At 70.8% G+C, this 12,416-nt stretch carries 10 protein-coding genes; 8 read left to right on the forward strand and 2 right to left on the reverse strand.

Translation table 11 applies throughout. The features are described from left to right. The first annotated feature begins 34 nt into the window (after positions 1-34). The 3 genes from EFY87_RS02480 to EFY87_RS02490 are packed head-to-tail and all read left to right on the forward strand — an operon-like array spanning position 35 to position 5,117. Positions 35-853, forward strand: coding sequence for a class I SAM-dependent methyltransferase (locus EFY87_RS02480; RefSeq protein WP_123269896.1), 819 nt, complete (start codon positions 35-37; stop codon positions 851-853). After that, the gene (locus EFY87_RS02485; RefSeq protein ID WP_123269897.1) at positions 853-1,560 is read left to right on the forward strand and encodes a class I SAM-dependent methyltransferase; all 708 of its coding nucleotides are present in this window, start codon (positions 853-855) and stop codon (positions 1,558-1,560) included. The genes EFY87_RS02480 and EFY87_RS02485 overlap by 1 nt, the downstream gene beginning before the upstream one ends. Further along, positions 1,557-5,117: an alpha-(1->3)-arabinofuranosyltransferase domain-containing protein gene (locus EFY87_RS02490; protein WP_123269898.1), complete on the forward strand. Its 3,561-nt coding sequence runs from the start codon at positions 1,557-1,559 to the stop codon at positions 5,115-5,117. Before EFY87_RS02485 ends, EFY87_RS02490 begins: the two co-directional genes overlap by 4 nt. On the opposite strand, the gene EFY87_RS02495 is transcribed toward EFY87_RS02490, so the two are convergent. After that, on the reverse strand, positions 5,011-6,159 hold the full coding sequence (locus tag EFY87_RS02495; RefSeq protein WP_123269899.1) for an acyltransferase family protein: 1,149 nt from the start codon (positions 6,157-6,159) through the stop codon (positions 5,011-5,013). The genes EFY87_RS02490 and EFY87_RS02495 overlap by 107 nt on opposite strands. An 89-nt stretch (positions 6,160-6,248) precedes the next feature. Between EFY87_RS02495 and EFY87_RS02500 the strand changes: the two genes are divergently transcribed. The 4 genes from EFY87_RS02500 to pgfA all read left to right on the forward strand — a co-directional run bounded on the left by EFY87_RS02500 (position 6,249) and on the right by pgfA (position 9,674). Then, complete coding sequence (locus EFY87_RS02500; protein ID WP_245988338.1) at positions 6,249-7,331, forward strand: GHMP family kinase ATP-binding protein; 1,083 nt, start codon at positions 6,249-6,251, stop codon at positions 7,329-7,331. Continuing rightward, on the forward strand, positions 7,331-7,957 hold the full coding sequence (locus EFY87_RS02505; protein WP_123269900.1) for a D-sedoheptulose-7-phosphate isomerase: 627 nt from the start codon (positions 7,331-7,333) through the stop codon (positions 7,955-7,957). The genes EFY87_RS02500 and EFY87_RS02505 overlap by 1 nt, the downstream gene beginning before the upstream one ends. After that, positions 7,945-8,553 carry an HAD-IIIA family hydrolase gene (locus tag EFY87_RS02510; RefSeq protein ID WP_123269901.1) on the forward strand — a complete coding sequence of 203 codons (609 nt, stop codon included), beginning with the start codon at positions 7,945-7,947 and terminating at the stop codon, positions 8,551-8,553. The genes EFY87_RS02505 and EFY87_RS02510 overlap by 13 nt, the downstream gene beginning before the upstream one ends. A gap of 62 nt (positions 8,554-8,615) precedes the next feature. Further along, a complete protein-coding gene (gene pgfA / locus EFY87_RS02515) occupies positions 8,616-9,674 on the forward strand; it encodes a cell envelope lipid trafficking protein PgfA (RefSeq protein WP_158607476.1) in 1,059 nt (352 codons plus the stop codon). A gap of 26 nt (positions 9,675-9,700) precedes the next feature. Here pgfA and EFY87_RS02520 read toward each other — a convergent pair whose 3' ends face one another. Next, positions 9,701-10,528, reverse strand: coding sequence for a class I SAM-dependent methyltransferase (locus EFY87_RS02520; protein WP_123269903.1), 828 nt, complete (start codon positions 10,526-10,528; stop codon positions 9,701-9,703). Between the two features lie 173 nt (positions 10,529-10,701). Here EFY87_RS02520 and rpsA point away from each other — a divergent pair, with 173 nt between their 5' ends. Further along, positions 10,702-12,186 (forward strand): 30S ribosomal protein S1, encoded by a 1,485-nt coding sequence (gene rpsA, locus EFY87_RS02525; RefSeq protein WP_123269904.1) that lies wholly within the window; start codon positions 10,702-10,704, stop codon positions 12,184-12,186. Positions 12,187-12,416: the final 230 nt, after the last annotated feature.

Consider the following 12,416-nt stretch of genomic DNA (forward strand, 5'->3'; position numbering starts at 1 on the left):
TCCGGGCGAAGATCGGTGCGAGATCTGCGGGGGTATGACGAGGCCGTTGCCGCTGCGCGGTGGCGGTTCGCTGCGGCAGTGCGCCTCCTGCGGACACCTGACCCGCACGCTCCCGGACGCGCCGGCCGGCCATCGCGACCACGCCTACGGCGGGGAGCCGACGCTCGACGCATGGCGCCTCGCCGTCACCTACCGCACCCTCACCGCAGGCGGCACGCCCGACTCGGTCTTCGAAATCGGTTTCGGCGCCGGGTCGCTGCTGCGCCGCTTCCTGGACACCGGCGCGACGATCGCCGGCACCGACCCGGACCAGCTCGCCGTCGGCATCGACCCCGTCGTGCGGTCGCGTGGGACGCTGCACACGGCGCCGATCGAGGACTTGCGCGAGCCGGCCGAGCAGGTCGAACTCGTCTACGGCATCCACGTGCTCGAACACGTGCTGGACCCGCTGCGCACGCTGCAGCGCGCGGCAGCGCTGCTGCGGCCGGGCGGACGCGTGCAGTTCCTCACCCCGGCCGGTGACAGCGCGGGGCTCCGGCTCTACGGCGCAGCCTGGTGGATGCTGGAAGACCCCACGCATGTGCGGTTCTTCACGGCCGAGAGCCTGCGCCGGGCGGCCGAGTCCGTAGGCTTGATCGACGTGCGCGTGACTCGGCCGGCCCTGGACAGCCTGGTGACCGACGTCGCCAGCCTGGCTCGGCTCGGTCGGCCGCGGCCCCGCCCGCACGGGGTGCTGGCGCAGCGCCCGGTGCTGCTGGCCGGCCTCGCCAGCGCACCCGTGGTGCTCGGCGCCCGCGCCATACATCCCAGGCTGCGGCCGACGCTGCACCTGACCGCCCGGAAGGCCGGTTGATGGATCGCGGACTGGCGCGCTCGGTGCGGCTCTTCCGTGCTTTCCTCGTCGAGCAGACCGAGCCGGAGGTCTTCTACGGCGCGCTCGCCCGCGATTCCTGCGAGCTGCTTACCGAGTTCACCACGCTCGACGGCGCACGGGTGCTCGACGTCGGTGCCGGTCCGGCGGAGTTCGCGCACGCCTTCCGGGCGGCCGGCGCGACCTACGTGCCGATCGACCACGACCTGTCGGTGCCATCGGTGCACGACGGCGGGGTAGTGGCGACGGCGACCGCGCTGCCCTTCGCGGACCGCAGCGTCGACATCGTCTTCAGCAGCAACCTCTGGGAGCACGTGCGCGACCCGCAGCGCGCGGCGGACGAGATGGTCCGCGTCGTGCGGCCTGGCGGCCTGGTCTTCCTCTCCTACACCAACTGGCTGTCGCCCTGGGGCGGCCACGAGACGTCGCCCTGGCACTGGCTCGGCGGGGCGCGCGCCGTCCGCCGCTACACCCGCGCACACGGTCACCCGCCGAAAAACACCGTCGGCGAGACGCTCTTCCGGGTCAGCGTCGCGCAAGGCCTGCACTGGGCGCACGAGCAGCCCGACGTCGAGGTGCTCGTCGCCCGGCCGCGCTACCTGCCCGACCTGGCGCGGCACCTGCTGCGCGTGCCGGGGCTGCGGGAGGTCGTCACCTGGAACCTGTTGCTGATCCTGCGGCGCCGATGACCGGCCGGTATGACGCACCGGCCGCGCGGCCGATGCGCAATCCGGTGGAGCGCATCCAGCTCGCCCTGATGCTGGCAGTGCTGGTGCTGCTGCCGTGGCTGGTGTCGCCGGGCCGCACCGAGCCGGACACCAAGATCGACCTGACCATCACGCCGTGGCGGTACCTGGGCCGTTCACTGGACGCGTGGAACACGCACGCCGGACTCGGCGAGCTGCAGAACCAGGCCTACGGCTACCTCTTCCCGATGGGGCCGGTCTTCGGGATCTGCCGGTCGCTCGCGATCCCCGCCTGGGCGACCCAGCGGATCTGGTGGACGCTGCTGCTCGCCGTGTCCTTCCTCGGTGCCCAGCAACTGATCCGCCGGCTGGGCGTGGCGGGACCGCTGGCCGCGATCACCGGCGGGGCGGCATACGCGCTGGCACCGCGGATGCTCACCGTGCTGCCGGTCATCTCGATCGAGGCCTGGCCGATGGCGCTCGCGCCCTGGCTGGTCATCGTCGTGCTGCCACTGGTCCGCCGGGAGCTGCGGCGGCGCGAGCTGATCCGCTCCGTCGCGCTCGCGGGAGTCCTGGCAGCATCGCTCGGCGGGGTGAACGCCACCGCCTCCGGCATCGTGCTGGCGCTGCCGTTCCTGTTCCTGCTGACGTCCGCGGCCGGGTGGCGCCGGTTGCCGCTGTGGCTGGTCGCGGTGCTGCTCGGCGCCTGCTGGTGGCTGCTGCCGCTGCTGGTGCTCGGCCGCTACGCCTACCCGTTCCTGGACTACATCGAGACAGCGTCCATCACCACCGCCGTCACGTCCGTCCCGAACGTCTTCCGCGGCGCGGACGACTGGATCGCCTACATTCTGGACAGCGCGGATCACCCTGTCTGGCAAGGCGGTTGGGTGCTCGCGCAATCGGTCACCGCGATCATCGCCACCGGCCTGGTGGCCGCGGTCGGCTGCTGGGGGCTGCTGCGGCAGCGGGGGCACCTGGCGCGCTGGCTGCTCTGCTGCGCGGTCGGCGCCGTGCTCTTCATGAGCCTCGGTCACGGGGGCACGGTCGGCAGCCCGCTCTCCGAGCCGGTGCGTGCCCTGCTCGACGGCTCACTCGCGCCGTTGCGCAATGTGCACAAGGCCGACCCGATCCTGCGGCTGCCGCTCGTCATCGGGCTGGCCGCCGTGGTGCAGCGCGTTGCCTCATCGACCCGGGCGCGCGATCGCTTCGTGCCGGCGCTGATCGCCCTTGCCGTCGCGGTCGCCGCGACACCGATCTGGCAGGGGCGGGTCGGTGCGGCGGACGCGTATGGCGCCATACCGCCTCAGTGGACGCAGGTCGCTCACGAAATCGACTCTGCCGCAAAGACGTCCGGCGGTTCCACGATGCTGCTGCCCAACTCGCGGACGCCGACCTACACGTGGGGGAGCACCACCGACGAACCGCTCTCGGCGATCGCGACGTCGCCGATCGTGACGCGCGAAGCAGCGCCGCTGGGCATCCCGGGCTCGACCCGGATCCTGGACATGGTCGACCAACTCGCCGCCACCGGGCAGCCGCAGCCGGCGCTCGCGGCAGGCCTCGCCCGGCTCGGCATCACCCGCATCGTCCTGCGCCGCGACCTCGCGGCCTCCGTGCAGGCGAGACCGTGGCAGGCCGAGCAGCGGACGCTGCAGTCGTCACCCGGCTTCCGCGCGGTCGCGACCTTCGGTCGCGGCACGTCCGCGCTGACGGTGTATGACGTGGGCACCTCGCCGGACAAGGGCGCGTCCGTCTATGGCGGGACGCCGCTCACGGTCGCCGGCGGACCCGAAGCCCTCTTCGCCCTGTATGCCGCCGGCGCGCTCTCACCGACCCAGTGGCTGCGACTGGACGGCAGCCCGTCCGGTGACGCGGACGTGGTGACCGACACGATGCCGTGGCGGGCCTACAACAACGGCGTACCAACGGCTTTCGCGTACAGTCCGGTGCTGACGCGAGACGACACGGAGCCGACCCGCATCGGCGCGAAGGACCTGCCGCCCGCGACAGATCCGGCCGACCAGCCGGCGCGTGAATGGATCGGCTGGACCGATGTGCAGGTCTCCTCGTCCGCCGCCGACCCGTTCGCCGCGCACTACCTGGGGGTCCGGGACGGGGCGGCGTCCGCGTTCGACGGCGACAACGACACGGCGTGGCTGACCGGGGACCACCGGCCGTCGGCGTGGCTGCGCGGCACGCTGCCGCGCACCACGATCAGCGAGGTCCGGCTGCGGCTCGCGGGACCGGCGCAGCACGCCATTCTGCCCGCCACTGTGCAGGTGGTCACCGGTGGCCGAACGGTCTCGGTCGCGGTGGACGGGCGCAGCACCCTCACCATCCCGGTGCATGCCAGCGACGCGACCTCCGTCGAGGTCCGCCTGTACGCCCCGGCCGGCGCGATCGACCCGGTGCTGGGCGTCGCCGAAATGTCGTTGCCCGGCACCAGACTCGGCTCGGTCATCGATGTCCCGCAGCAGGTCGACCCAGCGAAGCAGGCGCTGCTGCTGACCCGGCTCCCCGAGGACGGCGCGAGCCTCACCCGGCAGGTGCACCTGACCAGCGCGGGCAGCCTCGGCGGCACGGTGTGGTTGCGCGCGACCGGTGCCGCGGTCCCGGCGACGTGCGGTGCGGCCGGCGAGATCACGGTTCGCTCCGCGGACGGCGCGCTGACTCGTATGCCGTTGCGCCTCAACGGAACCGGCGGGGTCCGCACCGGCGCGCTGGTCCAAGCAGTCACCTGTGCCGTGGGCGTTGGTGGAGTGTCGGGGGAGCGAACCATCACCATCTCCGGCGCATCCGGTCTCACCCCGCAGCTCGCGTTGCTGGGGCATGCGCCGGCACCGGCCGGCACCACCCGGGCCGTCAGCTCCGTGTCCGGAGACTCCGGCCGGCGAGTCGTGCGCCTCACCGCCGGCACGCCGGGAGTCGTCGCGTTGAGCGAAGGCTTCAACGCGGGGTGGCACGCGACTAACAGCGCGGGGCATGCCCTGCAGCCGGTCGAGGTCGACGGGTGGCGGCAGGGCTTCCGGGTCACCGGGACCGCTGCCGAAACGGTGACCATGCGCTTCACCCCGACGACACCGCAGCGCCTCGGGTTGCTCCTCGGCGGGCTGCTGGCACTGGCCTTGCTGCTGACCTTCCTGGTCGCGGCGCTGGCGTGCCGCCGTGAGCGCCACCTCCGAGTTGGGGCGGACTCTTCCAAATCCGCCTGTGCCGCAAGCGAACCCACCCGCCCCACCCGCCTCGCCGGTGCCGCATCCGCCGTCGTCGCAGGCTTCCTGGTCGCCGGCCCGGCAGGCGCGGTCGCAGGCCTGATTGCCGCGGCGGTCCCGCGCCCTCTGCTCCGGCACGTCGCGGCCGGTGCGCTGGTCGCGTCCTGCGTCGCGCTGGCGTTCTTCGGTGTCGTCGATGCCTCGTCGGCCGGCGCGATCGCCGGTCAGTTGCTCGCGACCGTCACCCTGGCGGCGCTGGCACGGGCGCTCGCCGAGTGCGTCGGTGCACGCGGCGCAGCACCGGCTGCTCGACCAGGGACGCCGACGCCCACGCGATCAGCACGCTGAAGACCAGCACCGCGAAGAGCACCGCGGACAGCGGCCCGGTGAAGAGCTGCCAGCCGGAGGCGCGGTAGATGACCTGCAGCACCAGCACGTGCCAGAGGAAGACGCCGTAGGAGATGTCTCCCGCGAAGCGGTTCACCGAGGAGCCGGCGAGGGCCTGCCAGCGTTCGTCCGACGGACCGCGCACCGCGGCGAGCAGCAGCAGGCCGGCGATCAGCGTGTAGAGCGCCTCCTTCGTCACGGCCTGGGCGATCGTCGGGGCCAGCAGGTCGCGCGGCCCGGCGATGCCGCTGGACGCGAAGAGGTAGACGACCGCGGCGGCCGCGAGCCAGGTGCCCACGCCCACGGAGCGCAGCCGCTGCAGTGCCCCCGTCTGCACCGCCACGGCGAGCGCAGCACCTGCCGCGAACCACGCGGCGTGCCCGATCACGCTGGTCCCGAGCACCCCGGCGTGCGTCGCGGGTGCGTGCCGGGTCCAGGCGGCGGTCGCGGCCTGGCTGACCAGTCCGATGAGGACGACGCCGGCCAGCACGGCATACACCCGGCGGGCCGATGCCCGCAGCAGCCGGCCGAGCGCCGTGCCGATCACCGGCACCAGCAGATAGAACGTCGCCTCGGTGGTGATGCTCCACGTCTGGCTGAACGACTGGTATGACGTGTCGGCATACCCCTGCACGAGCAGCAGGTGCGCGAGCACTTTCCCGGGGCCGCCGATGCCGCCCCCGCCGACCGCGCCCCATGTGCCCGCGACGAGCAGCACGACCGCCAACGTGATCAGGTAGGCGGGCAGGATCCGGGCGGCCCGGCGCAGTGCATAGGTGCGTATGGCGGGCGGCTGCGCGCCGGTCGCCCCCGCGGCGAGCCACGGGCGCAGCAACAGGAACGCGCTGATCGCGAAGAAGACGGCGACTCCGCTGTCGCCGCGTGCGAGCAGCCCGCCGGACAGATCCAGGTTGTCGGCGCCGGTCCAGAAGCCGACGTGCGAGAGCAGCACGAGCAGCGCCGCCAGCCCGCGCAGGCCGTCGATCAGCCGATAGCGCGCCATCGCACCTCCTCTGCTCTTCGGGTCACCCGGCAGCTACTCTGCAGTAGATTTTCTCCGCACGCACCTTCGGAAGGGCCCGCACCGCACCTATGACAGCACGCGATCATCTGCCACCGGCCGACGGCGCGGTCGACCTGAGCCGTCCGGTGCTGCGCGCCCGCGCGCCGCTGCGGATCTCGTTCGCCGGCGGGGGCACCGACGTGTCGCCGTTCCCGGAGCGCGAAGGGGGAGCCGTCCTGTCCGGAACGATCTCGTCGTTCGCGTTCGGCACGCTGCGGCCGCGCACCGACGGCCAGGTGACGGTGCAGTCCCTCGACTACGGCACCTCGATCGGCTTCGGCATCGACGACCCGGTCGAATACGACGGCAAGCTCGACCTGCCGAAGGCGGCGATCAACCGGGTCCGGGAGATCGACGGCGCACGGCCGTCCGGCGGGTTCGACCTGTTCCTGCACACGCAGGCGCCGCCCGGGTCCGGGCTCGGCTCGTCCAGTGCGGTGATGGTGTCGGTGATCGGGCTGGTCGCGCAGCACTGCGGCCTCGACCTCACCCCGTATGACGTGGCCGAACTCGCCTACCGGCTGGAGCGCGAGGACCTCGCCATACCCGGCGGCTCGCAGGATCAGTACGCCGCCGCCTTCGGCGGTTTCAACTATCTCGAGTTCAAACCCGGCGAGGTGATCGTCAACCCGCTGCGAGTGCGCGACGACACCGTCCACGAGCTCGAGCACAACATGCTGCTGGCGTTCACCGGCAACACCCGGGTCAGCGACCACATCATCGAGGACCAGCGATCCCGTTACGAGACAGGCAACCCCGAGGCGCTGGAAGGCCTGCGCGCCCAGAAAGAACTCGCCGAGCGGATGAAGGTCGCGCTGGTCCGCGGCGAGGTCGACGCGTTCGGCCGGCTACTAGGGGAGGCGTGGTCGCAGAAACGCAAGATGTCCCAACGCATTTCGACGCCGCTCATCGACCAGGCGGTCACCACGGCACTCGGCTGCGGGGCGCTCGGCGGCAAGGTGACCGGCGCCGGCGGCGGGGGACACCTGGTGTTCGTGTGCGAGTTCGAGCGCCGGCACATCGTCGCGCGGGAGCTGCTCGCGCTCGGCCTCACCCTGTCGGAGATCACTTTCAGCGAGCACGGGGTCACCACCTGGAGAGGACAGCACTGATGCCGCACGGTCACGCGTTGCACGAGGTTCCGCCCGAACATCGGGGGCCGGCGGTCGCCGAACGCCGGCAGCTCGGCGTCACGGCGTGGGCGCAGCTGGCGCAGGCGCTCGCCGAGCCCGCCCTGGCCGCCCAGGTCGACGCGGCCGGCACCGCCTTGCTGGACCGGCTGGTCGAGGGCGGCACACTCCTGGTCGCGGGCAATGGCGGTTCCGCGGCGATCGCCAGCCACGTCGCGGCCGAGTTCATCGGCAAGTGCATCCTGGATCGCGCGCCGCTGCCCGCGGTCAACCTGGCGGAGTCGCTGAGCTCGATCACTGCGGTCGCCAACGACTATGCGTATGACGAGACGTTCGCCCGCGGCGTCGCTGCCCTCGGCCGGCCCGGCGACGTGCTGCTGGCAATGTCGACCAGCGGCACGAGCAAGAACGTCGTGCGGGCGCTCGAGCTCGCGCACGAGATTGGCCTGCTGACGATCGCGCTCACCGGCACCCAGGGCACCGGTCTGGCGGGCCGGGCCGACCACGTGCTGGTCGTCCCGTCCGGTGAGACCCCGCGCATCCAGGAGGTCCACCTGCTGTGGACCCACGTGTGGTGTGAGGCCGTCGACGTCGTGTGCCAGGAGTAGCGATCGGCACGAGCCGGCCGTGCCTCGGGGACGCCGAGCTGCTCGGCCAGGAGCGCGGACCGATCGAGCGACCGGCCGGTGCTACCGGCGCGCCATACGACCTGGTGCTGGTGGATCGCGACGGCACGCTCAACGTGCGCCGTGACGGCTACGTCACCGATCCGGACGACCTGGTGCTGCTGCCGGGGGCCGGCGCTGCGGTCGCCGCCGCCAACCGGGCCGGCTGTTGCGTCGTGCTGGTCACCAACCAGCGCGGGCTGGCCACCGGCGCGCTGCGCGCGGACCAGCTGCGCGCCGTGCATCGCCGGCTGATCGCCGAGCTGGGCCGGTATGACGCCCACCTGGACGGCATCCAGGTATGTCCGCACGCCGCGGGCACTTGCAGGTGCCGCAAGCCGCGCGGCGGACTCGTCCGGGAGGCGTTGCGCAGGGCTTCCTGGGCCGCGTGGTCGCGCACCGTGCTGCTCGGCGACATGCCGTCTGACGCGGCCGCCGCGCGGGAGGCGGGGACCGGATCCGTGCTCGTCGACGCCGCCGAAACGCCCTGGCGAACGGTCCGCAGGCGATTGTTCGAGGGTCGCGCGCCGTTGGTGTGACACAAGTCGCACGGTTGATGCTACTGTCCGGTAAGTTCCAGTTCACCCCGGAGGTTCAGACCGTGCGGAAATCCGCGATCGTCATCGGCTTCGGCGCGTTTTTCATCACCATGGCGCTGCTGCTGAAGTTCTACGCCTTCGACAAGCTGGCGGTCATCCCGATCGATCAGAACTCCCAGCAAGTCGCTGTCGACAACAATGCCTACATCTTCGACGCGGGAAGCCTGAAGTTCTACCACACGACGTTGACCACGACGATCGGTGCGGTCGGGCAGAAGGAGCAGAGCCAGCAGTTCGGCCACAACTCGGTGATCTTCAGCAAGTGGCAGTACTCCTCGATCCCGCAGACCAAGACCGCGCAGACCGCGTTCACCGAGAAGTTCGCGGTCAACCGGCACACCGGCAAGGTCATCCCGTGGTCCGGTGACTCGGAGAACGGTAAGGCCATCGAGCACACGGGCTACACGGTCAAGTTCCCCTTCGGCACCCAGAAGACGACCTACCCCTACTGGGACGTGTCGATCGAGAGGTCGATGCAGATGAAGTACGCCGGCACCGACACGATCGACGGACTGACCGTCTACCGCTTCGAGGGCACGGTCCCGCGCCAGCCGCTCGTGAGCTCGCCTGCCAAGGAGGTGCCTGGGTTCCTCTTCGGCGGGGCACAGAACAGCCCGGGTGTGAAGGCGACTTACAGCTACGCCAATGACCGCACGATCTGGGTCGAACCGGAGACCGGCGCGTTCATCAAGGTCCGCGAGAACCAGCAGCAGTGGCTGACCGATGTCAAGACCGGCAAGTCGGTCAACGTGCTGAAGACGTCCTCGGTCTTCAACAACGCGACGGTCACGCAGAACGTGCACGACTACAAGGGCAAAGCCGCCCAGCTGAAGGCGCTCAAGATCGCCCCGTGGATCCTGGGCATCCTCGGCATCCTCCTGCTGATCGGCGGAATCGTGATGGCCCTCCTGCTGGGCCGTGGAGCCGCCCGGTCCGAGGCGGCGGAGAGTCGTGCGGACGAGCCCGCGGCCACCGAGGAGTCCGACGATTCGGACGACGATTCGGACGACGAGACCCAGGGCGGCGGTGTCGCGGACCTGCTGAACCGGCCCGAGGAGTAGCGGGCGGCTCGCCATACTGCCACCGGCTATGCAGATCGCGCGCTCTGTAGAGCGGAGGGCGGCAGTTCGGTCACGAAGATCGCCGTGCCGGGTATGACGCGGCCGCGTGTGGGTGACCAGCCGCCCCATACCTGACGGTTGTGGTCCGGCCACTCGGGCTCGACCAGGTCCACCAGGGCGAGGCCCGCGGCCACGATCTCGCGGACCCGGTCGCCGAGCGTGCGGTGGTGCTCGACATAGGTGGCGACGCCGTCGTCGCCCTCCTCGACATACGGCGTGCGGTCGAAATACGAGCGGTCGGCGACCAGTCCCTCGGCTCCGGGCGCGTCGGGGAAAGCCCAGCGCACCGGGTGGGTGGTGGAGAAGACGAAGCGCCCGCCCGGGCGGAGCACCCGTGCGGCCTCGCGCATGATCGCGCCGCTGTCCGCTGCGAACGGCACGGCGCCGTATGCCGTGAACACCATGTCGAACGATGCGTCCGCGAACGGCAGCGCGGCCGCATCGCACTGGGCAAGGGGGAGTGGCGCGGACGATCCGGAGTCGATTGCCTGCGCCTGGCGCAGCATGCCGAGCGACAGATCGGTGGAAACGACGCGTGCGCCGAGGCCCGCGACATACCGCCCGCCCTGCGCTGCCCCCGAGCCGATCTCGAGCACGTCGCGGCCGGCCAGGTCGCCCAGCACATGCAGGTCGGCCTCGGTCAGCCCTTCGGGGCCCCAGACCAGGTCGGCGTCGCCGAGGAAGGAGCCGTGCTCGGCGTAGTAGGCCACCGCTTCGGCGTCCCACCAGTCCCGGTTGGCGGCCCGTGTCTCGTCCGCCGACGCATCCCGTCGCCCGACCCCGAAACTGTCCATCGACCCGCTTCTCCTCGCCGTCGCCGACCCCTTTTGACCCACCTGTGGACGGCCCGATAGGATTACCCCGCGCACACATGTGCGTGTATGGCGTGGCGTCGGCCCTGGTCGGCGGGTTTTCGCCATACCAACCAATTGTCCATGTCTATTGTCCACCAAAGGTTTCCTACTACATGACTGCCACCACCACCTCCCCGGTCGCTATCAACGACATCGGGTCCGAGGAGGAGTTGCTCGCCGCGATCGACGCGACGATCAAGCACTTCAATGACGGCGACATCGTTGACGGTGTCATCGTCAAGGTCGACCGGGACGAGGTCCTGCTCGACATCGGCTACAAGACCGAGGGCGTCATTCCCTCGCGCGAGCTGTCCATCAAGCACGACGTCGACCCGGGTGAGGTCGTGGCGGTCGGCGACGAGGTCGAGGCACTGGTTCTCCAGAAGGAGGACAAGGAAGGCCGCCTCATCCTGTCCAAGAAGCGCGCGCAGTACGAGCGCGCGTGGGGCACCATCGAGCAGATCAAGGAAGAGGACGGCGTCGTCACCGGCACCGTCATCGAGGTCGTCAAGGGCGGCCTGATCCTCGACATCGGCCTGCGCGGCTTCCTGCCGGCATCGCTGGTCGAGATGCGCCGGGTCCGTGACCTGCAGCCGTATGTCGGCAAGCAGATCGAGGCCAAGATCATCGAGCTCGACAAGAACCGCAACAACGTGGTCCTGTCGCGCCGCGCGTGGCTCGAGCAGACGCAGTCCGAGGTCCGCACCACGTTCCTCAAGGAGCTGCAGAAGGGCCAGGTCCGGTCCGGTGTGGTCAGCAGCATCGTCAACTTCGGCGCCTTCGTCGACCTCGGCGGAGTCGACGGCCTGGTGCACGTCTCGGAGCTGTCCTGGAAGCACATCGACCACCCGTCCGAGGTCGTCGAGGTCGGCGACGAGGTCACCGTCCAGGTGCTCGACGTGGACATGGACCGCGAGCGTGTCTCCCTGTCGCTGAAGGCGACTCAGGAGGACCCGTGGCAGCACTTCGCGCGCACCCACGCGATCGGCCAGGTCGTGCCGGGCAAGGTCACCAAGCTGGTGCCGTTCGGTGCGTTCGTGCGTGTCGAGGACGGCATCGAGGGTCTGGTCCACATCTCCGAACTGGCCGAGCGCCACGTGGAGTTGCCGGAGCAGGTCGTCCAGGTCGGCCAGGAGATCTTCGTCAAGGTCATCGACATCGACCTGGAGCGTCGTCGCATCTCGCTGAGCCTCAAGCAGGCCAACGACGACGCCGCCGCCGCGACCGAGTTCGACCCGACCCTCTACGGCATGGCCGCGGAGTATGACGAGCAGGGCAACTACAAGTACCCCGAGGGCTTCGACGCGGAGTCCGGCGAATGGCTCGAAGGCTTCGAGACCCAGCGCGAGAAGTGGGAGAAGCAGTACGCCGAGGCGCACGCCCGCTACGAGGCGCACCAGGCGCAGATTGAGCAGGCTCGCAAGGACGACGCCGAGGCTGCGGCCTCCGCCGCCACCGGCGGGACCTCCTACTCCTCGGAGTCCAGCGACAGCGGCTCGTCCTCGAGCAGCAGCAGCCTCCCGGCCGCACCGGCCGAGGGCACCCTCGCCTCCGACGAGGCCCTCGCCGCCCTGCGCGAGAAGCTCACCGGCAACTGAGGTAGCTAGCTCCACCACGAAGGCCCCCGGAACTCATGGGTTCCGGGGGCCTTCGGCGTCCCGAAGGCGCGACGGTCGAGCTTTGGGGACGGGAATCCGGGCCGGGGGTGTCCCGAAGGCGCGACGGTCGGGCTTTGGGGACGGGAATCCGGGCCGGGGGTGTCCCGAAGGCGCGACGGTCGAGGGTTCGGGACGGGAATCCGGGCCGGGGGTGTCCCGATGGCGCGACG

The sequence above is a fragment of the Flexivirga caeni genome, from assembly GCF_003724155.1.
In the GTDB taxonomy this organism is placed as follows: domain Bacteria; phylum Actinomycetota; class Actinomycetes; order Actinomycetales; family Dermatophilaceae; genus Flexivirga; species Flexivirga caeni.